Source organism: Bacteroidota bacterium, assembly GCA_005882315.1.
In the GTDB taxonomy this organism is placed as follows: Bacteria; Bacteroidota; Bacteroidia; order Chitinophagales; family Chitinophagaceae; genus VBAR01.
The window spans coordinates 1,436,805-1,462,375 of sequence record VBAR01000001.1 but is presented as its reverse complement, the minus strand read 5'-3'; the positions used below and the strand labels follow the sequence as shown (position 1 = coordinate 1,462,375).

Genomic DNA, 25,571 nt, shown 5'->3' with positions numbered 1-25,571 from the left:
ATCTAAATTAAATATTAATGACACTTGAAATAATCAAATGGTTCTTTACAATCATCACATTGGTATAATGCTTTGCAGGCTGTGCTACCAAACTCACTGATACGATGTGTATGGTAAGAATTACAAAGGGGGCATTGAACGGCTTCTGCTTCGGCAAATAATTTCTGATCACAAACCTGTTGTTTGACATTGGGCGGCGCAATACCATATTCTTTCAATTTTCTTTTTCCTTCTTCACTCATCCAGTCGGTTGTCCATGCAGGAGAAAGTACCTGTGTAACTTTTATTTTAGTAAACCCTAGTGTAGCAAGTTCGATTTTTATGGTTGCAGCAATCATGTCCATAGCAGGACAGCCGGTATAAGTGGGTGTGATTACTACCTCAATTTCACCATCATTCATTTTTACATCTCTTACAATTCCTAAGTCAATAATAGATAATACAGGAACCTCCGGATCTTTTATCTCTTCCAGGTAAGCATAGATAGCATTTTTATTTATTGAGTGTGTTATCATGATTTACCATTCACAGCCCGGATAAGTCCTTTGCATGTATTGCAACTCTGTAAGAATATATCCTAAATATTCTGTATGTTTTCCTTCTTTACCGCCGGTTTGCATAAATGTTTTTTCTGGTACGAATAAATTTGCTTCATCAAACACTTCCTTCACTTTTAAAAACCATTCCTCTTTAATTTTATTAAAATCAACTCCGGCGTCATTTTCAAAATCTGCAGGAACAAACAGTTCTCCCGTATATCTCCATAATTCATCAACGGCTTTCAACATACGGTTATGACTTTCCTCTGTTCCATCACCTAATCTTATTACCCACTCACTGCTCCAGCGAAGATGGTAAGCAACTTCTTTTAAAGCTTTTGTAGCAATTGCTGCAAGTTGTTCATCGCTGCTTTGCTGGAGTTGTTGATATAACAGGTATTGATACTGGCTAAAAAAATATTGCCTCAAGATCGTTTGTGCCCAATCACCATTGGATTGCTCGACAAGCAAACAATTTTTAAATTCTCTTTCTTTTCGTAAATAAGCTAATGAATCTTCGGTTGCATCATTGCCGATCAGCGTTGCAGCATATTGATAGAAATTTCTTGCCTGCCCTATAAGGTCAAGTGAAATATTGGTAATAGCAATATCCTGTTCAAGCACCGGTCCATGTCCGCACCACTCACTGTTTCGCTGACCGAGAATGAGTGAATTATCTGCTAAGTATAAAGTATAATTAATAAGGTTGTTCATTACATATGATTCACTTCATCAGGAAGATCATAAAAAGTAGGATGACGATATATTTTATCCTCAGCAGGTTCAAATAATTCCCCTGCTTCATCAGGCTTTGATGCATGAATATGTTTTGATTCAACCACCCAGATACTAACTCCCTCCATTCTTCTTGTATAAACATCTCTTGCGTTTTCAATTGCCATTTGCTCATCTGCTGCATGCAGGCTGCCGACATGTTTATGATCCAGGCCTTGTTTGCTACGGATAAACACTTCCCACAAAGGCCAGTCACTCTTTGAATTACTTGAAACAATATTTCCTCCGGCTTTATCTTCCGGAATGTCTCCGTAATAGAGTTTTCTGATTTGAATATTCATGAATCAATAATTAATAATAAAATAATTAAGCAGCCTTCTGTTTTGCTTTTCTTTTTTCAGCATGAGCTGCAGCGGCTTCTCTCACCCACTCACCTTTTTCCCATGCATCTTTTCTTGCCTGTAACCGTTGCTTATTGCAAGGCCCATTTCCTTTCACTACATTCCAGAATTCGCTCCAGTCTATTTCACCAAAATCATAATGCATCCTCTTCTCATTCCATTTTAATTTCGGATCGGGTAATGTCATTCCTAAAATTTTTACCTGCTCTGCACACATATCTACAAAACTTTGCCGCAATTCATCATTGGTCTTTCTTTTTATTTTCCATTTCATGCTCTGGTCGCTGTTGGTGCTTTCAGAATCTTTGGGCCCAAACATCATCAACGCCGGCCACCACCAACGGTTAATAGCATCCTGGCACATTGCTTTTTGTTCATCAGTTCCTTTGCTTAACACTAATAAAATTTCAAACCCCTGCCGTTGGTGAAAACTTTCTTCTTTGCAAATTCTTACCATTGCTCTTGCATATGGACCATATGATGTTCTTGTAAGCATCACCTGGTTCATGATCGCAGCACCATCAACCAGCCAGCCGATCGTTCCCATATCAGCCCATGTAATTGTAGGGTAATTAAAAATGGAAGAGTATTTTGCTTTACCGCTATGCAGATCATTAATTGTTTCTTCTCTTGTTATACCTAAAGTTTCACAGGCAGAATATAAATACAAGCCATGACCGGCTTCGTCCTGAACTTTTGCGATCAATATTGCTTTACGTTTTAGTGAAGGAGCCCTTGAGATCCAGTTACCCTCAGGCAGCATGCCAACAATTTCACTATGTGCATGTTGGCTTATCTGCCGGATATTCGTTTTACGATAGGCATCCGGCATCCAGTCTTTAGGTTCAATCTTGTTCTCCTTATCAATTTTGTCCTGGAATATTTTTTCAAAATCAAGTGTAGGCATCGCTTTCGAATTAGAAAGCAAATTTAAAGAAAACTAACGGGTGTCAGGGAATGATTTGGCAAAAAAAGACGAAGTTTCATAACCATTTCACGAACCTCGTACGCTTTTTGCTGTCACAACAAGTCATCAAATAACTAATAATCTATGCAAGAGCTTCATACATTGGATAGTACCCAGCTAATGGATTTATTAGTGCAAGTCACTTCTGATTATACAAAGATGATTACTAAGAATATTACAGGCGAAGACTATGAAAAATGTAAGCTGAAATTAAAAGCGATACAATCAGAAATCGAGATAAGAAAGATTAATCAAGGTAATATTTCAGACCAAACTTCTATAACACCACCCCCCGATTTTTCACAACATTAGTTTTAATATATTCGAAGTTTATCCCAACTGGTATATAGTTGCCATGATATTTGTCATTTTAAATCAAATTCAACCACACCTTTTTTTTAAATATCTTCAATATTCAGATCTGCTTCACAAAAAATAAACAACATGAAAAAGCAATCTATCTTAATTCTGTTTGTTTGCCTGTTTCAGCTTTTCCATGCTGGCTGCAGCGGACAATCATCAAATTCAAATAAACAAACAACGGCAACGCAAAAAAAACCAGGAACAACGGAACAGCAACCAGCGCAAAATTTTATTGAAGGAAAGGACTACACTGTGTTTGATCGGGTACGCATGATGGACAACCAGGGCTTTACACAACCCGTAGAAGCTTATAGCCTGTTGCTGCCAAAAGGCTGGCAACACCAGGGCGAAGTGATGTGGACAATGCCGGGTCAGACTTGTGCAGGTAACAATGCGTGGCTCAAAGCAACATCGGCTGATAATAAATATTCATTGGAGTTTTTGCCAAATCTTATTCTAAGTTGGATGACAAATCAACAATTATTGCAATGGAATATGACAAACCAGGGTAATTCCCAATATTGTCTTTTTAACCAACCTATCGGAGCTGAACAATATTTGCGTAGTGGTTTTATGCAGGAGTTGGGAAACCCGCAGATTGTAAAAGTGGAATCCAACGGTGCAGTCGTAACAGAACTTCAAAAAATGTTTGATAAAGGTAAAGCTGAATTGATGCAGTATGGCGCCGCAGATGTTCAGGGCTACGCATCGGCAGTGAATGCAGAAGTGAAATGGAAGGATGGCACGGAAGGTTTTGTGATACTGGGTACCATGGTCTATGAAACTACCATAGCCAATACATATAATGGCACTTACGATAAAACATATACGACCTCTATTACCAAGAAGACAGTGTTTAAGTATCCTGCAGCGGAAAAAGAAAAAGCAAAATCGTTGTTTGCTGTTATAATGGCCAGTATGCGCAGCAACATCGCTTACACCGATGCCATCAATAATTTCTGGCGGCAGGTAAGACAGGATAAAAACCGTGCGCATTGGGAAAAAATAAGATTGATGGATGAGCAAACAAGACAAATAGGCGAACAGACAATTGCGAAAGGCAACCAACGATTGAAAGACATGGACAACCAGATGCGAACCTGGGAAGCAAAACAATCATCACAGGACAAAATGCATACTGATTTTATAAAAACCATCCGAGAGGTGGAAAACTTTCGTGATGAAACAGGTAAGTACGAAATGACATCAGGTTATGATCATGCGTGGAGCCGGGGCGATGGAACATCGTTTGTTCTATCCGACAATCCCAATTTTGATGCAGCTTTTGCTTTTAAAGACCAGGCGTGGAAACAGATGAAGAAAGTGGATTAATAGTCTTATCTCAAAAAGTATTTCAAATACGTACTCTCTTAATACAAGATAACAATGGTTGTTTATTTGATGTCGAAGTCAACAACCACTTTTTCTGTTTTAGGATGTGATTGACAAGTAAGGATATATCCTTTTTCAATTTCTTCATGTTCAAGACCCCAATGCACATCCATTTCCACTTCACCTTCGAGGAGTTTGGCTTTGCAAGTGCAGCACATGCCGCCTTTGCAGGCATAGGGAAGATCAGCGCCTTGTTTTAATGCTGCATCTAAAATTGTTTTATCGCTATTGAGAGGAAGATCAAAATCAAAACTTCTTCCATCCACTTTTACAGTGATCTTACTTGCGGGGCCACTTGAAACATTTGACGCTTGACGTTTGACATTTGTCGCCTTTTGTCCCGAAGTAGTAAATAACTCAAAATGTATCTTCTTTTCGCTGATCTCTTTTTGCTCCAAAAAATTTTTCACACAAAAGATCATTTCTTCCGGTCCGCAAATAAATATCTCATCCATTTTTTTATAATCAACAAGCTTTTCTAATTCAGTAAGTTTTCCGATATCGATCCTGCCAAAATTGATCTGGCTTTCGGTTCTTTCACGACTGAGAATATTAATAAGATTAAAGCGATCAATAAATGTATTTTTTAAACCTTCCAACTCTTCAAAGAAAATAATAGAAGAACGGCTACGGTTTCCATACACTAAAGTAAAGTTGCTATGCGGCTCTGTCCTTATTGTTGTTTTAATGATCGACATTACAGGAGTGATGCCGCTGCCTGATGCAAAGGCGAGATAATTCTTTTTATTGGCAGGGTTCAGTTCAACATAAAATTTTCCAACCGGCTCCATCACTTCCAGCAGGTCCCCTGACTTCAGGTTATCGTTGGCAAATGAAGAAAACAATCCACCATCAACTTTTTTTATAGCTACTCTCAATTGCCCATCTAACGGTGAACTGCATAATGAATAAGTTCGGCGTACTTCCTCCCCGCCGATCATTGTCCGCATGGTCAGGCTTTGTCCCTGCTTGAACTGAAAATCTTTTTGTAGTGTTTGGGGGAGATCAAATAAAACAGAAACGCATTCACTGGTTTCCTTTCTTATTTCTTTAATGACAAGCTTGTGAAAATGGATTGACATAAACTGATTTCATGAGGTTTCGGTTGCGCTTTCCAGTAGCATTGATGCAGTACAAGAGTGCGACGCAACAGAAGTTTAATAGTAGCAATGCGGTTGATTACAAAATATTACTTCTTCAAGCCATTCAACAGATGCGACACCATGTTTTCTTCTATCTGTTCGGCTGAATAGGTTTTGCGGCTGCGGTGCCAAAATTCTATACCACGAATAGAGGAAAGAATATTTAACACGGCAACATAAGGCAACACGGGTTGCATTTCTTTATTATCAATACCCTGTTGAATGATCGCTTCCAGCTTCTGCACATAATTGCGACGCTGTGATGTGAAATTGGCGAGATAAGGATCTTCCAGATGAATCCACTCCGTAACCATCACATGATATTCTTCAAAGCGTTCAACATTCATTTTTATATGAAACCGCATAATAGATTCGATCTTTTGCAGTGGCGACAGTCCTTCATCTTCGAGATCATCGAGCTGCACATAAGCATCATTGGCAATACGGAAAATAATTTCCTGCAGCATTTCTGCTTTACTCTTGATATGATTGTATAAACTGGCGGCTTCAATGCCTACAGTATCAGCCAGGTCACGCATACTGGTGGCGGCATAGCCCTTTTCGCGGAACATGGCTGCGGCCTTTTGCAGAATGAGACTTTTGCGACTGGCCTTTTTGCGTTTAATCGTTGACATAGCCAAAGATAATAATATTGTGTTTTATCGCTTATGAATTCAATTTTCATGTAGGTTTGCGGCCGTTGAAACCAGTTAAATACTAAATTGAAATCATGTCATTAATCGTAGTCGGCACCATGGCTTTTGATGCCATTCAGACCCCTTTCGGAAAAGTAAACCAGATAGTTGGCGGATCGGCTACCTATGCAGCATATGCAGCAGCAAATTTTATTAAACCTGTTCAGCAAATCTCAATCGTTGGCTTCGACTTTCCACAAGAAGAGATGGATGAAATGCGCAGCCGAGGTATTATGCTTGACGGCGTAGAAGTAGTAAAGGATAAAAAATCTTTTTTTTGGAGCGGCTCTTATCATGAAGATATGAATAGCCGTGATACGCTGGTAACCGACCTGAATGTACTGGCCGATTTTGATCCGCATATTCCTGATAGTTACCAGGGCTCAGAGTTCCTGATGCTGGGCAACCTACAGCCGAAAATTCAATTGAACGTAATACAGGAGCTGAAGCAAAGACCGAAGCTCATCATTATGGATACGATGAACTACTGGATGGAATCGGCAATGGCTGACTTGAAAATTGTATTGAAGTATGTTGACATGTTGCTGGTAAACGATGCGGAAGCGAGGCAACTGACAGGTCAATTCTCAATCGTAAAGGCTGCCAAAGAAATTATGAAGATGGGGCCTAAATACCTGATCATTAAAAAAGGAGAACACGGTGCTTTGCTGTTTCATGGCGATGCGGTTTTTAATGCACCAGCATTGCCGCTTGAAGAAGTGTTTGACCCTACTGGTGCCGGAGATACTTTTGCGGGTGGCTTTATCGGTTATTTAGCCAAAACAAAAGATATCAGCTTTGAGAACATGAAGACTGCTATTATTGTTGGCTCTGCAATGGCAAGTTTTTGTGTTGAGAAATTTGGACCTAACAGGCTGAAAGAAATAAATAAAGAAGATATTGATGCCAGGATCAGGTTATTTAAACAATTGGTCAGTTTTGATATTGAGCTAGTGTAGAATTAAATACCTTTTTTATTTTAATTGCCACACATCTAAAGCCCAGCCATCTTTCTGGCTTGGTATAAATCTGCTGCATAGGTATTTTACAGGTGTCAAGTGGATGAACAAAACCTCCGCCTTTTGCTATTCCTTTTTCCAAAACCATTTCGGCCACATTACCAATCATATTATAACAACCTGATGAATTAGGATAAAAGGATTCTATTGCTACCGTATAAGAATGTCGTTTGAGTGCACTATCATTAATGGTTTCACCGGGGTAATTGCAATTAAATATTGGCCAGTATTTACGTTTCCATTTCCGATAGATTGTGTCATATCCATAAGGATATTTCTTAATTTCAAATTTTCCTGAAGCAACCATTTCCCATTCTTTTTCTGTCGGAAGCCTGTAAACAACTTTAATTGGGAATGAATCCTGAAGATGTTCTTTGAACTCTTTAAACTTGTTTTCTTGCAGATAATATCCAAAATTTACAATAAAGGTTCTCCATTTACAAAACTCAATCACCTGATCATAAGATACACCTACAACAGGATAATAATTATATCCCGGATGCCTCATATAGATTACACTCAATTCATGGTAGTACCCGGCGGAGTTCCAGACTGAAGTATCGGGTCTTGCCCTGGTCAACACATTTTCATCTTTCCTTACCTCTGATAAGTAAGAGAGGTACTCCCTCCAATGAACATTTCCAAGTTCAAACTTGTCTATAAATAAAGTATCATTAAACTGAACCGTTCCGGGAGGGTTTGACTCCTTAAATCTTTTCTTTGAAAATGAAAAGGCTAGTAGAATAAAAATAAACAGAAAATACCTGGCACACATTGCTTAAAAAACGGGTTTTATTGTTGTACTGGCGTAAGTTTTAAAATTTCAGTAGTAAATTTATATACTTCATTTTTTACTGCTTCAATGTCTTTTGATCTTATATAAGAGCCGATAACATGGTTGCCTGCATTGGGTATAGCTACTTGTCTTTTTAATTCGACCGGTGTTGCGATCTGTGTAAACATTCTTTTCATAGCAGAAACTTTTACTACCTCATCCTGGTGATCATCATCTTTAAAATAATAGAGTAGCAGCGATGGCTGTTTTACTTTTTCAAAAACAGATTCTTTCATAGTTGACTCCAGCAGCTCCTCCAATTGCACTAAAGATCTTGTTACATAACGATTATTCCAATACCGGGCATAAATGGCCGTTGTGTCACTTATTGTATGATGCTTGCCTTCTATCAGTTCGGCAATTTGTCCACCCCAATGATTATTCAAGAGCCAGGCATTGGGATCGTTAATAGCAATATTTGGAGAAAGCATAATGTTGCCGGCTATTTCAGGAAACTCAGCGCAAAGCTTTAATGCCAGTGTGCCGCCGGTTGAGGTTGACATTAAGATCACCTTATTGCCTAACTGTTTTCCTATTGCATACGCCTCAAGAGCAGAGTTCCATAATCTTTCTGCTGTGAAGTTGGCAAGTGATTCTGTAGTATCGATTCCATGATCTGCTAATCTTGATAAATATAAATTACAGCCAAATTTTCGGGCAAACTCATAATGCACAGGGTCACCTTCTTCCTGAGAAGCACTAAAACCATGCAGGTAAACAACAGCGTATTCAGTTTTTTCTTTGGTGGAATCATTGAACCATAAAATTCTTGCTTCGTTATCGGGTTTCAGTTTATGTTTTGCTTCATGATCAGAAATATATTTTTCCAGTTGTGCTGCGTCAGGGGGTACTGCTGGTAATTGGTTGCTGTATTTTGGTGTGGAAGGTTGTGGTCCGAAAAAATAAACGACGATCAAAAGAATCAATATGATACCAAGCCATTTGAGAAACCGCATTGTGTGATTTTGTATAAAGCTAAAGTAAAAACAAGTGAATTGGCAATGGTGAATGGTGAATTTTAAAGTCTCTTATTGCCAATTGACCATTCACGATTCACCATCCACTTTAAATATTATCTTGCGACACAAATACTGTAACGATGAAATTAGTGACTTATGTAAAAGATGGACATGAACAATTGGCGGTGCTGATTGATAATTTGGTGTACGATATGGAGGGCATTCACCCGGAACTACCAAACACAATGAGTATGTTTTTAAATTACTGGGAAGATGCATTTCCGCTGGCCCAGGCCTGGAACCTGATGATGAAGGAAGGAACTAAAAGCAGCAACAAAGGAATTCCGTTAAGTGAGGTTGAGTTGATCGCTCCGATACCATTTCCTTCTTCCTGTCGTGATGGATATGCTTTCAGGCAACATGTGGCTGCAGCAAGAAGAAACCGTAAAGTGGATATGATACCGGAGTTTGATCAATACCCGATCTTTTATTTCACCAATCACCACAGCATTCAGGGCCCGGGTGAAATAAAATGTATGCCTGATCATCTTGAAAAACTGGATTTTGAACTGGAAGCAGCGATCGTTATTTGTAAACATGGAAGAAATATAAAAGCTGAAGAAGCGGATGAATATATTGGTGGCCTTATGATCATGAATGATCTAAGTGCAAGAAGATTGCAGATGGAAGAGATGTTACTGAATCTTGGCCCGGCAAAAGGAAAGGATTTTTCTACCGTCATCGGTCCGTGGCTGGTAACAACTGACGAACTGGAAGAACTTGTTGTGCCTTGCAAAGAAAATCACACAGGTAAAAACTGGAATTTAAAAATGAAATGTTGGGTTAATGGCGTGCAGGTGAGTGAAGGAAGTGTAAGTGATATGGATTGGACATTTGCAGAGATCATTGAACGGGCATCATATGGGGTGGATCTAAACCCCGGTGATGTGATTGGCAGCGGCACTGTTGGAACAGGATGTTTTTTAGAATTGAATGGAACCGGAAAACTAAACAACCCTGATTATACTGAGCAATGGCTGCAAGCAAATGATTTGGTAGAGATGGAAATTGACGGATTAGGAAAATTGAGCAACACAATTATAGCTGAAGAAACAGATTGGAGTATATTGAAGCTGAAGAAATAATCGATAACAATGATCCTTGATTTAAAAGATCTAAAAACCGCCGAAAGACAATACTACCTGCAGCATGTAATTGCTCCAAGGCCAATTTGTTTTGCTTCAACCATTGATAAAGCAGGCAATGTAAACCTGAGCCCCTTCAGTTTTTTTAACTTGTTTTCATCCAATCCACCGATCGTAATTTTTTCTCCGGCAAGAAGGGTGAGGGATAATACCACCAAGCATACATTACAAAACGTTTTGGAAGTACCGGAAGTTGTGATCAACATTGTTACCTATGATATGGTACAACAGGCTTCGTTATCCAGCTGCGAATACCCGAAAGGAACGAATGAGTTTATAAAAGCCGGTTTTACTCCCGAACCTGCTACATTAGTAAAGCCACCGATGGTAAAAGAAAGTAAGGTTCAACTGGAATGCAAAGTGATTGAGGTGAAACCGCTGGGCACCGAAGGCGGAGCCGGTAATCTTATTATCTGCGAAGTAATGCGAATGCATATTGATGATTCATTACTGGATGAAAATAAAAAGATAGATCAGCGAAAAATTAATCACGTAGCAAGATTGGGTGGCGACTGGTATTGTAAAGTAGATGAAACAAATCTATTTCATGTGCCAAAACCGAATACTGAACTAGGAATTGGTATTGATGCCTTGCCCGAATCTGTACGTACCAGTAAAATACTTACCGGTAATAATCTCGGGCAACTGGCCAATGTAAATGAAATGCCCGTGATAGAACCTTCTTTTGATGATACTCACCTGAAAAATATTATTCAGTATTATTCTATCAATCCTGATGAGATGGAGAAAGAATTACACAGCTATGCCAAAAAATTATTGGATGAAAATAAAGTGAAAGAAGCGTGGCAGGTACTACTATCCGTTGTATAATTTGTTTTCTGCTAAAAACTTGTCTAATTTTAAAAGAGCCACTCCTCAATAAAATATTATGTCCAAAAACAGAACGTTCTTTTATCTCATTATTATTTTCACCAATGTATATTTTGTTTCCTGCGTTTCACAGAAGAAAGTAACTACCAAATGGGAAGAATTAAGAGAAAAAGAAGCGCAATTGGATGCTAAAGAAAAATCGCTGGATTCACTAAGCATATCAGTTCAGCAAAAGGCGCAACAGAACCAGATTGACGATACAACCGCGGCACGTATCCAACGCTTTATTGGTATATCTAAAAAAGAGATCGATAAAATACAGGCACAAAATGAAATACTGGCCGGTAAAACAACGATGAATAAAGAAGACTGGCCGGCTATCCGTAACAACCTTGAACTTACAGATGAAACATTAAAAGCAGCTGCCGGTAAATTAGAAATGATAGCTGACCTGCTAAGCCGTTCACTGGTGATCAAAATTGACGAGGACATCATCTTTGAACCAGGCAAGTATAAAGTAGCAGCTTCGCTGGAACAAAATATTTCAAAGATTTTTGAGCCTGCTGTTAAAGAGATCGAATCTTTCATCAAAAAATATCCTGATTACGACCTTTCACTGATCGTTAATGCAAACGGTTTTGCCGATGGCACTTCCATTGCTGAAGGCACAGCTTTATACAAAGATCTGAGATCAAGGATCAAATCATCTGCATCGGATAAAGAATTGAATAAGGAACTTTCCCGTCTACGTGCTGAAGAAGTAATTGGTCTATTTAAAAAATATTTTGACACCCGTTTCCAACCAGGTAAAAATATACAAACCACCCTATTCACCTTCGAAGGCAAAGGTGATGAGTTGCCCAATCCAAAAATCGCTGATTATAAACCCGATGATCCAAGAAGAAGAGTAGTATTACTATATTGGAGTGTTTTCCCTGAATAAGTCTTTTTAATTCCCCGGTTTTTTTACATACTGTTTTAGCTTTCATGGCTATTATTTTAAAGGTTTTTTGCAAAAAACACTAGTCAAAAGCTAAATGCAATGATTTATTGCAAACAAATACATCCCATCAAAGGACAATTCTTGCTCTGTTGCATTTATTAATAATCATCACAACTCATAAGCAAAATTCAATTATTTACCCCTAAGCAGGCATTGTATGTTTAGTCCAGATTTATTTAACATCAAAAAACAACAATTATGAAAAAGTTACTGCTTATCGCATTTTCAGCTATGGCTATTTCCGCCTTTGGTCAAACTGACTCTGCCTCCAACACAAAAAAAATAGTTCCTTATCATGCTATCATCCATACCATGGATGGTGGTAAAACAAAAGGGTGGTTATATAAAATTGATGATAATAATATTTACCTCCTGCCTGCCTCCTCCCGTAAAAAATTAAGCGCAGCAGAACTCAAATCTAAAGATTTGAATATATCGGCCCTGAATTTTGATATATCACAGATCAATACGATATCAACCCAAAAGAAAAATTCAGGTTTGAAAGGAGCATTAATTGGGCTGGGTACTGGTGTTCTGACAGGTGTTATTATGGGTTATGCAAGTGGCGATGATCCGGTAGCGCCTTATACAGGAACATTTGCAGATGTATTTATTGCACTAGGAAATTCATTTGCTATGACTGCTGAAGAAAAGGCTGTAGCCGATGGCATAGCCCTTGGATTAACCGGTGCAATTACCGGCTTTGTTATCGGTAAACTGGCAAAGAAAAAATTTATTATTGGTGGAAAAAAAGAAGTGTACAGAGACTTACAGGGGGACCTGATGAAAAGACTAATAATAAAATAGTTTATTAAATCAGGAAATAATTATTCCGGGAGCATTAAAAGGACAAATCAAAAAATACAATAAATCTTATTTATGAAATCAATTACCAGGCAAATCACAGTACTTTTTTTATTGCTCAGTTTTTTTTCAGGATGCAGTAAAAATAATGACCCCCAGATTCAGAGTTACTTTAAAGGGAAATTGGATGGTGTCGCTTTTGAGTGCACATCCAATATAACAGCCAACACACCTGAACCTATATCCGGGCCTGCTGACCCAACTATCAGAGTAACCGGTAACTGGCTGAATAATTCAATCAAACTTATGTTGATAAGTGAAAGTTCCAGTATTGCGACAACTACATATACTTTCCAGGCCGATAAAAACCGGTCTGCTACTCTTTATATCGGTATTGAGGGATACTATGCTGGCCCAAGTGGCACTTTTATGCCTTCTGCTTTGCATGGAAATGGCAGTATTACAATTTCAGAAGTAAGTAAAAACGCAGTAAAGGGAACATTTTCATTTACTTCAGAAATAAGCCCAGCCACTGGTCTTGCTAAAAATATTACAGACGGGGAGTTTTATGTAAAAAGAAATTAATAAACTAAATAAAAAACCGATGAAGAAAATAAGTTTCATACCAAACGATAATAAAACAACAGTTATGAAAAATATATTAATTGCATTCTTATCTGTCTTTCTTTTCTGCGGTTGCAAGAAAGATTCTGTTGATAATATTCCAATAGGTACCATTAAAGTAGATATTGGTGGCTCAGCCTACACATTTAGTGTGCAGGCCAAAGCAACCCGGCCACAGGTAACCGGAGGATATGGAATTCAGATCGAGGGAAATTATAGAACCGGCTCCACAACCAATTTAAGTTTCACTGTAGTAAGACCAACCACGATTACCAGTGGCAGTTATACTGAAAAAGTAGCCAGCAATCCTTTAGTAATGATGAAACATTGCACCGAGGTCATTGTTCCTTGTGTTTACCAGGCTAACAATTATGGAAGCCCTACCAATCCTGTCAACATAACTATTACAGAAATTACAAGCTCTTATGTAAAAGGGACTTTTAAAGGAGAGTTGAAACTTGGTTCGGGGAGCACGGAGACGTTAACGAATGGAATGTTTTATGTAAGTTTTTAAATTTTCAGTGTGGCAAAATAGCCGGGACCAGTTGGAAAATAAAACAGGATTACTAATAACTAGTAATCCTGTTTTTTATAATAGTATAAAAACAATAACAAAGCTTACCACTTCGCTCCAAAGACTTTCTTAAGTAGATCCGTTGACCTGGCTGTCACATTTTGCCTGATGTTTTTTTCTTCATGTCCTACAAGATCAAATAATGCAAAAGTTGCCCTATCGGTAACATAGCCTGGCAAATCGGGATTTAGTTTTTTAAACGTTGTAGGCAGACTGTTATACTTATTTACCATGTCCCCATAATATTTTGTTGCGTCCACTTTATCCAGTGATGCTTTAATAACAGGTAAAAATGCAGCGATCAGTTTCTCAGTTGTTTTTACACGAAAGAAATGTGTGGCGCTGGTATCACCATTTTTTATAAGTCCAATGGCATCGCTGATACTCATGCTTTTTACCGCATCAATAAAAATAGGTTTGGCAGTACCTGCTGCATCTTCTGCTGCACGGTTGATCTGGAGAATGGCTTTATCAACCATACTGTTCAGGCCAAGACTACGTAAAGTGTTTTCTATCTTTTTAGCTTCAGGTGGTAACAGTACTTTATAAAATGCGTCTTTGAAAAAACCATCTTCTTTATTCAATTTCAATACAGCATTTACCAGGCCCTGGCTTAATGCCTCTTTAATGCCCTGGCCCGCTTCAGCTTCAGTTACACCATTACCGGTTTTGATTGGTAATTGGGAAAGAGTATCGCAGGAATTAAATAGGATTGCAATGAGGGAAAGAGAGTAAATAATTTTCTTCATGGGTATTTTTCTGCAAATTACTCAAAATACTTGCCGAAAAAAGGAGATTCGCTCTATTTCGAAAAATAGAACGTTAAACCTTTAGTCCTTCCTTTCGACGGTCTATTCTTTCACGCATTCGACGGAAATACCTTGACCGTTCTTTTTCACTCACTTCGCTAATAAGCGTAGAACGTTTGATCAGGTTGAGTACATATTGGTAGTAGTGTTCACAATAGTTCACATCTCTTGTCATTATATAATTGATGGATGTATGTGAGAGCAATGCCATCTTTGTATTGTCAAGCAAAACCATCATGCTGTTATCCATTATCACGATTTCGTTAAAGTACATGCGGTATTTACCAAGTGGTTTTTTCTCAGGATCATTAATGTCAAACTTATAACCCCGCTTTGCCTGCTCTTCCAAATGGGTCAATATTTTTTCCGTTCCTTCATATACACGTAAAGCATCCTCATCGGAGTGAAACATGTCATTATCAAGATAATATTCTATCTGGTGAAGGGTAGTATTCCAGCTTTCAATATTCCAGATTTCAATCGAATCCATTTGTGAATAGATACTAATTGCTTTTTCTCCCAGGGTTTTTAATTCTTCCGGGTATTCATCAAATTTCACTTTCCGGTTTCTGAACTCCGGGAAAAAAACAAGTGTTCCCATCCAGAAAAAATATTTGAATGCAGCAAGGTCCGGCGAATTGAAATAATGAAATATCGGGGTATCCTTACAGAGATAAATAAATTCTTTTTCCTTAAAGCTGTTGAAATAAGCAAGATTATTTATCATGCCAGTAAGATATTCATTATATCTGTATGTGCTCGGATTCAATAAATTGCCCTGGAACATAAAGCCCCCGGTTTGAATATTCATTAACTGGTCAACTGATATGCGGAAATGTGTGGCCAGTGTATAGAGCTCCTCTATTGTTACAGGTTTTTCTCCCCGCATCCGCCGGTAAGCACTGTCGCTGCTTATGTTTAGCAGCTTCGCTACTTCATCAGCTACTGAGGCTTCAGCTGGTAGTTTTCTTTTGATAAATTGAAAAAGTTGTTGTTGTAATTCTGTTATACTCATATCAGTTGTTAGTTAAATACTTTTAATCCTTTCCTTTATTTTATTCAACATAATATTAAAAAAAATATTCCGTTGCTTTTCGCTGGTTTGGCTTATCTGGGTCGATTTTTTTACGATGTTCTGGAGATCGTCATAACTGGTATCGCAAAACTTTTCATCACGAGTTGACATATAATTCAGCACATCGTAATTTATAAATACTGTTTTTATCCTATCAGTTACCACCATGATCATATTATTACCTAGTATCACCCGGTTATAAAAGAATTTGAAATTTTGTTTCTTCAGTTCCGGGTTTTCATCCGGCATAAACTTAGCGCCGTACTCTACCTGGTTTTTCAGGTGCAGCATTGTTTCCTCTAATGCCTGGTAAATTGCTTTTATTTCCGCTGCCGAAGAAAAATATCCTGAGTCCCTATAAAACTCTATTTGCAGAATTGCAGCATTAATTGCTTCAGTATTCCAAATCTCAATAGAAGGTACTTTATTATAGGCCATACTTATTTCCCGGCTCAGTCTTTCAATCTCAGGGGTCAGGCAATTAGTATCAAATTGCTTATCCCGAAAATCGGGGTGTTGAATAATTGTTTTCATCCAGAAAAAATACCGGAAAGCTATCAGTGGTTTATAATAGAAACTATGAAACAACGGTACATCCTTGGTGAGATAGATAACTTCTTTTTGTATAAAGCTCCCGATATACTGAAGCTGCATTACTAAGCCAGTCAGGTATTTTTCATAACTATTATTCTGCAGATCAACCCTTACATCCTGGAAAAGCGTTGCACCACTCTTTACATTCAGCATATGGTCGAGTGATAACTTAAAATGCCGGCAAAGATCCCTGGCTTCATCCAGCACAAGGGGGGTTTCGCCTCGTATGCGGCGATAAGCACTGTCGCTGCTTAGGTGCAATATTTCGGCTACAGTATCCACTAAGGAAGCATGCGGCGGCAAAATCTCCTTGATCCGCTGGAACAAAAACTCCTGTGATTTGTAGTCGGGCATGTTGATTTGGTGGTTGGTGGTTCGTTTCCCCGTTTTTTTCAAATCCTGCGTTTGAAAGTTACTGTTATTTGCGCTAAAATCCACCTCCGGCTGTTAATCTCAAGTAAAAATTGCAACAGGTTTCTCCCAACTCCCACTTTCCGGACCACTACTCCCTTTGGACTATCCCTAAAAAACGCGGAAGTAAAAATTGCAAATCAAGGGGATGTTAATGCAAAATTCAATTATAAACCGCTTGTGCAGGATAGTAGTTTGGCATCATGAAACAAGAGCATATGAAACAACAATCCATCCACTACGAGATCCTGCTACTCACCGGTACTGGTTTTAGCAACCGTGGATTCTGCAGTAAAAACAAAGAAAACGATAATAGCAAAAACCATTCTGCCGCCGAAGAACTTGAAATGGTTTGCTGGGATGGATTGATCGGTGAACTGCTGCCGGAGCTATTCCAAAATAATATTTATCCTCCTGCAATTTTTACCTGGCAGGTACTGCATGGCAAACATTTTTTAATGATCAATATGGGTGCAACGCCATTCATTGCTGATGATAAATCCTCACTAGACCCTTATTTCTTTTATGATCATTTATCAGAAAACTAAAACTGTAAATAGTAAACCAATTATATAACTCAAAACTGTTAATTATGAAAAGACAAATTCTTTTACTGCTATTAACCACTTGCATTACATCTTCTATGTATTCGCAAAACGCACCAGTTATTATTCATGGAAAAATTAACGGTGAAAAAAATGAACCGTTGGGTAATGCTTCTATTAAAATCAAAAACAACAAAGCGGGAACCATTAGCGATACTAGTGGTGGTTTTCGGCTGTCGGCAGGTTCCTTACCTGTTACATTGATCATTTCACATGTCAATTACTCCAACAAGGAAGTAGTTGTAGAAAACGCAAATGAAATTTCTGTTCAGCTATTAGAAAAAGCAGATGTTTTAGATCCTATGATTATCATGTCGTCCAAAGGCATTCCTACTAGGATCCTTGAGTATGCGGGTTCAGCAGAACGCCTTGGCCCCAGGCAGATCAGCCAGCTACCTACATCAAGCGTTTATGATGCCACGGTTTATTTAAAAGGAATTGACCTGACATCATCCAGCCTCACTTTCAAAACACCCAGCACCCGTGGCTTTAATGGCAGCGGCAGTACAAGGATAAACCAGATCGTTGATGGAATGGATAACCAGGCGCCGGGTTTGAATTTTTTTGTCGGCAATTTTGCTGGCCTTTCAGATGTCGATATGGAAAGTATTGAACTGTTACCCGGAGCATCATCTGCATTATATGGGCCCGGCGGTATGAATGGCACTATTCTTATCAACAGCAAAAATCCTTTTAAATACGAAGGGTTAAGTGTAGTGACAAAAACCGGAATGATGCATGTAGGGAATAGTCCGAGAGGTGAAACCGGGATTTATCATGATTATTCATTTCGTTATGCAAAAAACATCAACAACAAATTTGCTTTTAAAGTTGGTGCACAATTGCTGAATGCTACTGACTGGCTGGCCAACGATTCAACAAATTATTTACGCAGTGGTACATCGGGCAAATTGATCGGTGGAAATCGCAGAACCGATCCTAATTATGATGGAGTGAATGTATATGGTGATGAGACCTCCGTTGATATTTTTCCTTTTCTCGCCGGTGCTATAGGTACAACCAACCATCCGCTTGTTGAACATATTGATGTATCAAGAACAGGCTACGCTGAAAAAGATGTGATTGATCCAGTAACAAAAAACCTCAAACTGTTTGGTGCATTACATTATAAAATTAATGATAAGATTGAAGCGCAGTTCATGGCCAACTGGGCAACAGGAAATTCCGTTTATACAGATGATAACCGCTATGCTCTGAAAGGAATTAAAATCGGTCAATATAAACTTGAACTTAAACATAAAAACTGGTTCATCAGAACTTATACAACACAGGAAGATGCAGGAGAAGCATATAGTGCAACTGTAGCTACACAATACCTGAATGAAGCATGGAAAAGAAGTTTTAATCCATCAAATATTAATGGCAGTTGGTATCCTCAATTTACCGGTGCTTATCTTATGGCAAGGGGTGCTGGCATTGATAAGCAAAATGCTTTAAATATCGCAAGGGATTTTGCAGATCAAGGTCGTCCCGCAGCCGGTTCAGAACAATTCAATCAAATTTTTGACCAGGTAAGAAAAACACCAATACCTGATGGCGGGTTGTTCAAAGAAAAATCTCAACTGTGGATGAGCGAGGGTCAATACACATTTGGTGATGCAGTAAAATCCGCTGAAATAATAGTTGGTGGAAATTATAAAAATTATATTCTAAACAGCGGCGGCACTTTATTTATTGATACATTAAAACCTATTTCTTCGAATGAAGTTGGCGGCTATATTCAATTAACTAAAAAATTGTTTGATCAGAAGCTGACTTTGGTTGGATCAGGTAGGATGGATAAAAATGAAAACTTCAAACCGCAGTTCACACCACGCATTGCAGCGTTGATCAATGTAGCAAAAGATAACAACCTGCGTTTGTCTTACCAAACAGCTTACCGTTTTCCCGGCAATCTTACACAATGGATACGTCTTGATGTTGGTGGTGATTTTTTACTGCTCGGTGGTTTACCCTGGGTACAACAGTATATGAATGTTGCTAAAAACCCGGTTCATTTGTTTAACGCTGACGGCACAGTTCAGTCTACTCCTTATGTGTTTAATGAATTCAAACCGGAAACCATGCATTCTTTTGAAGTAGGCTATAAAGGCCTTATAAAAAATAAATTGTTGGTTGACGCTTATGCATATGCCGGCAACTATAAAGATTTCATCGGTCGCATAGGTTTATATCAACCGGGAACAGGTGAAGCCTTTTCCATTGTTGTAAACAGTGATAATAAAGTAAACACTTATGGCTTCGGCTTAAGCATGGATTACCGGATGAAAAACAATTACTCGGTGTTCTTTAATGTTTATTCTGATGAAATAACAGATGTACCAACCGGTTTTAAATCTTATTTCAATACACCCAAATACCGTTTCAACGCAGGCCTTGGAAACTCAGGTTTTGGAAAAGACGATCGCCTGAGCTTTAATACATTGATGCGCTGGCAGGATAGCTTCGATTGGGAAGGCGAATTAGCCAATGGCCCGGTTAATTCTTTTGTAACAGTAGACGCACAGGTGAGTTATAAATTTCCAAAAGTAAAAACTACAATACGGCTGGGTGGTACTAACATTTTAAATAATCATTATAAGAATGCATATGCAAACCCTATGATAGGCGGATTATACTATGCAAGCTTTATTTATAATTTATAAGAACCTTAAACCTTCCAAACAAGCACCGTCCCGCCGGATGCGGGACGGTCTTTAACAAAGACCATTAACTTTTAAAACCTATTTTATGATCCCTACAATTATTTACCTGATGATGAAACGTTACAAACGTCAGCATCCGGAAAAAGCAGAAGTGTTACAATCATTCATCAACAAGTGCAGCAAATGTTTTTTCCTTATTCTCATTTGTCTTGGCCTTGCTACCGGAACTTTTTCACAGGCTAAAACACTTGTTTATACGATCAAAAGAAATGGAAGCGAAGTAGGCAGTATCCAGTTTACACAAAATACGATAGGCAACAGGATAACACTTAGCTGTTAATACCTGTTATGTTTTGCGCTTCTCCCTTCAACCAGTACCTTTGCCTGCACTTTCAGAAAAAGCAATCGCAATGAGTACAAATTTGTCAGAACAGGAACTATTAAGAAGGGAAAAACTGAATTCTATAAAAGAGATGGGCATTGATCCATACCCTGCGGCATTATACCCGGTTAGTCATCAATCTGCATTTATTAAATCAAATTTCACAGAAGAAAGAAAAGATGAGTTTGCAACAGTAAATGTAGCGGGACGTATCATGAGCATAAATGATAAAGGAAAAGTTTGCTTTATTAAGATCCAGGATACAACAGGGATCATTCAATTATATGTAAAGCGGGATGAAATTTGTCCAGGCGAGGATAAATCTTTCTTTGATAAGCTTGTTAAACACCTTCTTGACCTCGGAGATATTATTGGTGTATCCGGTTTTGTATTTATTACAAAAACCGGGGAGACTTCCATACATGCAAAAACACTTATGCTACTTTCAAAGTCATTGAAACCTTTGCCTGTTGTAAAACGGGATGAAGAAGGTAATGTGTTTGATGAAGTAACAGATCCGGAATTTAAATACCGTCAGCGTTATGCAGACCTGATCATCAATGCTGATGTAAAAGAAACTTTCCTGAAAAGAACAAAGCTGATCAATTCCATTCGTGAGTTTTTAAATGATCATGGCGCTATAGAAGTGGATACACCTGTGCTCCAGGCAATACCCGGCGGTGCCGCTGCAAGACCTTTCAAAACACATCATAATGCACTGGATGTTCCGTTCTATTTGCGCATCGCAAATGAACTATACCTAAAACGTTTGATCGTTGGAGGATTTGATTGGGTGTACGAGTTCAGCCGCAACTTCCGTAACGAAGGAATGGATCGTACGCATAATCCTGAATTTACTATTCTTGAATTCTATACAGCGTACAAAGATTATTTCTGGATGATGGAAACAACTGAGCAACTATTGGAAAAAGCAGCATTGGATGTTTGCGGCACTACTGATCTGCCGGTAGGAGATAAAAACATTTCATTCAAAGCGCCATTCAAACGTATTTCTATTTTTGATGCTATAAAAGAACATACAGGGATTGATGTAAGTGAAATGGATGAAGACGGATTGAGGGCTGTTTGTAAACAACTGCATATACATACAGAAGCAAGCATGGGTAAGGGAAAATTAATTGATGTATTGTTCGGTGAAACCTGTGAGAAAAAATATATACAACCAACTTTTATTATTGATTACCCGGTAGAAATGAGCCCACTTACCAAAAAGCACAGAAGTAAACCTGGACTGGTGGAAAGATTTGAACTAATGATCAATGGTAAAGAAGTAGCTAATGCTTATAGTGAGTTGAATGACCCGATCGATCAACGTGAACGGTTTGAAGAACAAACAAACCTGATGAAACGTGGCGATGATGAAGCGATGTATATTGATTACGATTTTCTCCGTGCATTAGAATATGGTATGCCTCCAACATCAGGAATCGGTATTGGTATTGACAGGTTGTGTATGCTTATCACTAATCAGCCTTCAATTCAGGATGTATTATTATTTCCGCAGATGAGGCCAGAAAAATTTGAAGAGTAAGCATTGGAATAAATCTTGTTATTAAAGTTCTGTCTTTGACAGAACTTTTTTTTGCTATCATGAAAATCTTCTTATCTTTCATTATCCACAGTCACTTTTTTGCTTAATCTATTCCACCCTCTGAATTCATTTTTATTCATCTTTAAATTATTTTTTATTATGAAAAAATGGATTTTATGTTCATGCGTTATTGCTATTTCCTTTTTAGTAATAACAGCATGCAACGATTCAAAAAAAGAACCTGCTGCTGAAGCAAAACAAAGTTTTGGCAGTTTTGAAAGCCAGCTAAAATGGGGCGAACATCTTGTTAAGGTAGCCGGTTGTAATGATTGCCACACCCCAAAAAAAATGGGACCTAACGGTCCAGAGCCTGATATGAGCCTGTTGCTTTCGGGGCATCCTTCGCAAATGCCTCCAGCTGATTTTAATAAAAATGAAGCAGCAAAAAAAGGTCTCATAATTACCCAAACATTTACTGCATGGACCGGACCATGGGGAATAACTTATGCGGCCAATCTTACATCTGATGCATCAGGAATTGGTGGTTGGAAAGAAGAACAATTTCTGAAATGCCTGCATGAAAAAAAATGGATGGGTCTTGAAGGCACAAGGCCTCTCATGCCGCCTATGTCTATGATGCCTGCGACTGAAATGAGTGATGATGAGCTTAAAGCAATTTTTGCTTATCTCAAATCAACACCCCCGATTAAAAATGTTATTCCGGAAGCAGATTTGTTGCCACCGCCGCCACCGGTTGCAAAATGATATCACCCAAAAATAGAAAGAGGATTGAACTATATAGTTCAATCCTCTTTTGTTGTAAGACCATTTTACTCAGTAAATAAATCAGTATACAATTTGGCTCCGGGCACAACAGAATATTTACTTAGATCAGTAATTCCTTCTTTAGCCAGCACATCTTCATCTAAAAAAGTATTGCCGGTACATTCAGTTGATGGTTTACTTAAAATGGCATGTGCTGTATCAGCCATAATGTCGACCGTGCGGCTCATGTTTGCAAGCGTTGAGCCGCCCAATAAGTTTCTTACTGCTGCTGTATCAATTGTTGTCTTTGGCCACAATGCATTGGATGCAATTTTATATTTTTTCAATTCTGCGGCCCAGCCAAGTGCCATCATACTCATGTTATATTTTGCCAATGTATACGCCAAATGATTGGCAAACCATTTCGAGTTCATATTTATTGGCGGCGAAAGTGTAAGTATATGAGGATTCTCTGCTTTTTTTAAATGTTCAATACAAAACTTCGTTACAAAATAAGTTCCCCGTACATTAATGTCATGCATCAGGTCAAAACGTTTGGGTTCTGTTTGTTCTGTATTGGTAAGATAGATGGCTGATGCATTATTGATCAAAATATCAATACCACCAAAGGTTTCTACTGCTTTACTAACAGCATTTTGTATCATATCTTCCATCCGAATATCACATTGCACAGCCAGTGCTTTACCACCTGCGTCTTCCATTTCTTTTGCAGCTGTAAAAATTGTTCCTCCCAATTTGGGGTTTTCTTCTACACTTTTCGCAGCAATAACTATGTTGGCGCCTTCTTTTGCTAAACGCAGGCCAATAGCTTTACCAATGCCTCTTGTTGCGCCGGTAATAAAAACTGTTTTATTTTTAAATGACATAAGTAAATTTTAATACTCCGGCAATACCGGTTTGGTTTGAATAATATTTTCTATCTCGTTCATGAGTTCTTCAGAAAGCTTTGGATAAATATCTAATGCCTTTAAATTTTCAGTCAGTTGTTCTTTCTTAGTGGCACCAAGAATTGCGGTAGTTACATTCGGGTTTTTTATACACCATGAAACAGCCAATACTGCTAATGAAGTACCGAGCTTATCAGCAACAGCTTTCAGTTTTTTTACTTTGTTGAGTTTTTCTTCTGTTAGTGTTTTATCCGCCAGCCAGTCAAACCCAGCAATTGCCATGCGGGAACCTTCCGGAACGCCGTCATTATATTTTCCCGTAAGCAATCCACTTGCAAGCGGACTCCAGATGGTAGTGCCCAGACCAACTGTTTTAAAGATCTGGAGGAACTCATTCTCTATTTTATTCCGATGAAACATATTATACTCCGGCTGTTCCATTGCAGGACCGATCAAATGATTTTTTTCAGCAACCATATGTGCTTCCATTATTTCCTGTGCACTCCATTCACTGGTGCCCCAGTATAAAATTTTTCCCTGCTGTAATAAAATGTTCATTGTCCAAACCACTTCTTCTATCGGAACATTTTTATCAGGCCGGTGACAGAAAAATAGATCAAGGTAATCGAGCTGTAATCGTTGTAATGCCTCGTTGCATGCTTCAGTTAAATGCTTACGACTAAGCCCAAGCTGATTGGGTTTATTATTTTTACCACGCCAGCCCCAGAATGCTTTTGAAGAAATGACTAATGAAGTACGATCCCAGTTTTTCTTTTTTAATATCCGGCCCATCATTTTTTCGCTTTCGCCCAACGCATATACTTCTGCATTATCAAAAAAATTTACGCCATTGTCGTAAGCAATGCTCATCAGTTCGTCTGCTGTGCTATCATCAATTTGTTTGTGAAAACTAACCCAGCTTCCATAACTCAGTACGCTTAGCTGTAAACCGGTTTTGCCCATTCGCCTGTATTCCATCTTCATTTATGATTTGAAGTTTGAAGTTAAGGGAACTCGTCCAAATGCAGCTATGCCGTTAAATGGTGATTATGATAAATGCTTGAAAGAAAAACACTATTGAGGAAACCCGCTTCCAGATGATTTAATAGTTCCGGTTGGATATTTGAACTGAACGCTACGCATATCCTGTGTGGCACGTAGCCCTTTGCCGCCGTAGATCGTTTTGGTGCTGCTATAATATTCTGCGTATTTATCAGTGTAAAATATTTTTTCATTTTGGTCCCACCACAGGTCAGGAGTTTTTAATGTATCTCCCTGCATCGTAATTGCAATTACACTATCCCTGAGGTAAACTTTGCCGAGTGTTTCAAAATACTTCGCATACTTACAATCAAGAAAGGTTTCAATTTCCATACTGTCATTATAAAAATCAACATGCAGGTTTTTGGGAAACTCAACATAAGGACTGTCTGATGCAGGTACTTTGATCATTAACGGAGCCGTTAGATTTGCTTTCATCTTTCCATTCTGACTGAAAAGAGTTTGTACATTTATTGCCACATCTTTCAGCACAACATTTTTTGTCAATGCATCTACTGCCTTTCTATCATTTTCGCAGCTATTAAAAAATATCGTAATGAAAACAGCTAAACAGAGAATTGAACTCCGAACGGAGTCCTTCGGCAAGCTCAGGATAAACTTGCAACAAAGTTTAATAGTATTGTTGCAGCCGGTAATCAAATAAAAATTATTTCG

The 25,571-nt window shown here is 38.4% G+C and carries 28 protein-coding genes; 14 read left to right on the top strand and 14 right to left on the bottom strand.

What is annotated here, in order from left to right:
• Nucleotides 1-14 precede the first annotated feature (14 nt).
• From paaJ to paaA, 4 genes are read right to left on the bottom strand one after another with little or no spacing between them, the layout of a single operon-like run.
• Nucleotides 15-515, bottom strand: a complete 501-nt coding sequence (gene paaJ / locus E6H07_06095; GenBank protein ID TMI65486.1) for a phenylacetate-CoA oxygenase subunit PaaJ — start codon at nt 513-515, stop codon at nt 15-17.
• A gap of 3 nt (nt 516-518) precedes the next feature.
• Nucleotides 519-1,253 carry a phenylacetate-CoA oxygenase subunit PaaC gene (gene paaC, locus E6H07_06090; protein ID TMI65485.1) on the bottom strand — a complete coding sequence of 245 codons (735 nt, stop codon included), beginning with the start codon at nt 1,251-1,253 and terminating at the stop codon, nt 519-521.
• Complete coding sequence (locus tag E6H07_06085; GenBank protein TMI65484.1) at nt 1,253-1,615, bottom strand: 1,2-phenylacetyl-CoA epoxidase subunit B; 363 nt, start codon at nt 1,613-1,615, stop codon at nt 1,253-1,255. Before E6H07_06085 ends, paaC begins: the two co-directional genes overlap by 1 nt.
• Nucleotides 1,616-1,640: 25 nt before the next feature.
• Nucleotides 1,641-2,582 (bottom strand): 1,2-phenylacetyl-CoA epoxidase subunit A, encoded by a 942-nt coding sequence (paaA, locus tag E6H07_06080; GenBank protein ID TMI65483.1) that lies wholly within the window; start codon nt 2,580-2,582, stop codon nt 1,641-1,643.
• 144 nt (nt 2,583-2,726) lie between these two features.
• Here paaA and E6H07_06075 point away from each other — a divergent pair, with 144 nt between their 5' ends.
• Together E6H07_06075 and E6H07_06070 are read left to right on the top strand one after the other, a co-directional pair.
• Entirely contained in the window at nt 2,727-2,954 is a 228-nt protein-coding gene (locus tag E6H07_06075; GenBank protein TMI65482.1) for a hypothetical protein, read from the top strand.
• Nucleotides 2,955-3,086: 132 nt separating this feature from the next.
• Nucleotides 3,087-4,337 carry a hypothetical protein gene (locus E6H07_06070; GenBank protein TMI65481.1) on the top strand — a complete coding sequence of 417 codons (1,251 nt, stop codon included), beginning with the start codon at nt 3,087-3,089 and terminating at the stop codon, nt 4,335-4,337.
• Nucleotides 4,338-4,399: 62 nt separating this feature from the next.
• Here the strand turns inward: E6H07_06070 and paaK are convergent, their stop codons facing one another.
• Both paaK and E6H07_06060 read right to left on the bottom strand, forming a co-directional pair.
• Entirely contained in the window at nt 4,400-5,479 is a 1,080-nt protein-coding gene (gene paaK, locus E6H07_06065; protein ID TMI65480.1) for a phenylacetate-CoA oxygenase/reductase subunit PaaK, read from the bottom strand.
• Between the two features lie 107 nt (nt 5,480-5,586).
• Nucleotides 5,587-6,174: a TetR/AcrR family transcriptional regulator gene (locus E6H07_06060; protein ID TMI65479.1), complete on the bottom strand. Its 588-nt coding sequence runs from the start codon at nt 6,172-6,174 to the stop codon at nt 5,587-5,589.
• Nucleotides 6,175-6,269: 95 nt separating this feature from the next.
• Here E6H07_06060 and E6H07_06055 point away from each other — a divergent pair, with 95 nt between their 5' ends.
• Entirely contained in the window at nt 6,270-7,193 is a 924-nt protein-coding gene (locus E6H07_06055; GenBank protein ID TMI65478.1) for a sugar kinase, read from the top strand.
• Here E6H07_06055 and E6H07_06050 read toward each other — a convergent pair.
• Complete coding sequence (locus E6H07_06050; GenBank protein TMI65477.1) at nt 7,168-8,028, bottom strand: hypothetical protein; 861 nt, start codon at nt 8,026-8,028, stop codon at nt 7,168-7,170. The genes E6H07_06055 and E6H07_06050 overlap by 26 nt on opposite strands.
• 17 nt (nt 8,029-8,045) lie before the next feature.
• Complete coding sequence (locus E6H07_06045) at nt 8,046-9,044, bottom strand: alpha/beta hydrolase (protein TMI65476.1); 999 nt, start codon at nt 9,042-9,044, stop codon at nt 8,046-8,048.
• A gap of 143 nt (nt 9,045-9,187) precedes the next feature.
• Between E6H07_06045 and E6H07_06040 the strand changes: the two genes are divergently transcribed.
• The 6 genes from E6H07_06040 to E6H07_06015 all read left to right on the top strand — a co-directional run bounded on the left by E6H07_06040 (nt 9,188) and on the right by E6H07_06015 (nt 14,028).
• Nucleotides 9,188-10,192 (top strand): fumarylacetoacetate hydrolase family protein, encoded by a 1,005-nt coding sequence (locus E6H07_06040; protein ID TMI65475.1) that lies wholly within the window; start codon nt 9,188-9,190, stop codon nt 10,190-10,192.
• A 9-nt stretch (nt 10,193-10,201) separates the two neighbouring features.
• Nucleotides 10,202-11,083: a flavin reductase family protein gene (locus E6H07_06035; GenBank protein TMI65474.1), complete on the top strand. Its 882-nt coding sequence runs from the start codon at nt 10,202-10,204 to the stop codon at nt 11,081-11,083.
• Nucleotides 11,084-11,141: 58 nt separating this feature from the next.
• On the top strand, nt 11,142-12,026 hold the full coding sequence (locus E6H07_06030; protein TMI65473.1) for a hypothetical protein: 885 nt from the start codon (nt 11,142-11,144) through the stop codon (nt 12,024-12,026).
• A 258-nt stretch (nt 12,027-12,284) separates the two neighbouring features.
• Nucleotides 12,285-12,893 carry a hypothetical protein gene (locus tag E6H07_06025; protein ID TMI65472.1) on the top strand — a complete coding sequence of 203 codons (609 nt, stop codon included), beginning with the start codon at nt 12,285-12,287 and terminating at the stop codon, nt 12,891-12,893.
• A 72-nt stretch (nt 12,894-12,965) separates the two neighbouring features.
• Nucleotides 12,966-13,475, top strand: coding sequence for a hypothetical protein (locus E6H07_06020; protein ID TMI65471.1), 510 nt, complete (start codon nt 12,966-12,968; stop codon nt 13,473-13,475).
• 64 nt (nt 13,476-13,539) lie between these two features.
• Nucleotides 13,540-14,028 carry a hypothetical protein gene (locus tag E6H07_06015; protein ID TMI65470.1) on the top strand — a complete coding sequence of 163 codons (489 nt, stop codon included), beginning with the start codon at nt 13,540-13,542 and terminating at the stop codon, nt 14,026-14,028.
• A 104-nt stretch (nt 14,029-14,132) separates the two neighbouring features.
• Here E6H07_06015 and E6H07_06010 read toward each other — a convergent pair whose 3' ends face one another.
• The 3 genes from E6H07_06010 to E6H07_06000 form a co-directional block, all read right to left on the bottom strand.
• Entirely contained in the window at nt 14,133-14,837 is a 705-nt protein-coding gene (locus E6H07_06010; protein TMI65469.1) for a DUF4197 domain-containing protein, read from the bottom strand.
• Nucleotides 14,838-14,910: 73 nt separating this feature from the next.
• Nucleotides 14,911-15,912 carry a hypothetical protein gene (locus E6H07_06005; GenBank protein TMI65468.1) on the bottom strand — a complete coding sequence of 334 codons (1,002 nt, stop codon included), beginning with the start codon at nt 15,910-15,912 and terminating at the stop codon, nt 14,911-14,913.
• A 12-nt stretch (nt 15,913-15,924) separates the two neighbouring features.
• Nucleotides 15,925-16,920 carry a hypothetical protein gene (locus E6H07_06000; protein ID TMI65467.1) on the bottom strand — a complete coding sequence of 332 codons (996 nt, stop codon included), beginning with the start codon at nt 16,918-16,920 and terminating at the stop codon, nt 15,925-15,927.
• 275 nt (nt 16,921-17,195) lie between these two features.
• Here E6H07_06000 and E6H07_05995 point away from each other — a divergent pair, with 275 nt between their 5' ends.
• The 5 genes from E6H07_05995 (at nt 17,196) to E6H07_05975 (ending at nt 22,947) form a co-directional block, all read left to right on the top strand.
• Entirely contained in the window at nt 17,196-17,525 is a 330-nt protein-coding gene (locus E6H07_05995) for a hypothetical protein (GenBank protein TMI65466.1), read from the top strand.
• Nucleotides 17,526-17,569: 44 nt separating this feature from the next.
• A complete protein-coding gene (locus E6H07_05990; protein TMI65465.1) occupies nt 17,570-20,248 on the top strand; it encodes a TonB-dependent receptor in 2,679 nt (892 codons plus the stop codon).
• An 85-nt stretch (nt 20,249-20,333) separates the two neighbouring features.
• Nucleotides 20,334-20,588, top strand: coding sequence for a hypothetical protein (locus tag E6H07_05985; protein ID TMI65464.1), 255 nt, complete (start codon nt 20,334-20,336; stop codon nt 20,586-20,588).
• 70 nt (nt 20,589-20,658) lie between these two features.
• Complete coding sequence (lysS, locus tag E6H07_05980) at nt 20,659-22,182, top strand: lysine--tRNA ligase (GenBank protein TMI66479.1); 1,524 nt, start codon at nt 20,659-20,661, stop codon at nt 22,180-22,182.
• A gap of 159 nt (nt 22,183-22,341) precedes the next feature.
• Nucleotides 22,342-22,947, top strand: coding sequence for a c-type cytochrome (locus E6H07_05975; GenBank protein TMI65463.1), 606 nt, complete (start codon nt 22,342-22,344; stop codon nt 22,945-22,947).
• Nucleotides 22,948-23,012: 65 nt separating this feature from the next.
• Here the strand turns inward: E6H07_05975 and E6H07_05970 are convergent, their stop codons facing one another.
• The 3 genes from E6H07_05970 to lptC form a co-directional block, all read right to left on the bottom strand.
• Complete coding sequence (locus E6H07_05970; protein ID TMI65462.1) at nt 23,013-23,834, bottom strand: NAD(P)-dependent oxidoreductase; 822 nt, start codon at nt 23,832-23,834, stop codon at nt 23,013-23,015.
• 9 nt (nt 23,835-23,843) lie between these two features.
• A complete protein-coding gene (locus E6H07_05965; GenBank protein TMI66478.1) occupies nt 23,844-24,833 on the bottom strand; it encodes an aldo/keto reductase in 990 nt (329 codons plus the stop codon).
• Nucleotides 24,834-24,929: 96 nt separating this feature from the next.
• Complete coding sequence (lptC, locus tag E6H07_05960) at nt 24,930-25,556, bottom strand: LPS export ABC transporter periplasmic protein LptC (GenBank protein TMI65461.1); 627 nt, start codon at nt 25,554-25,556, stop codon at nt 24,930-24,932.
• Nucleotides 25,557-25,571 lie beyond the last annotated feature (15 nt).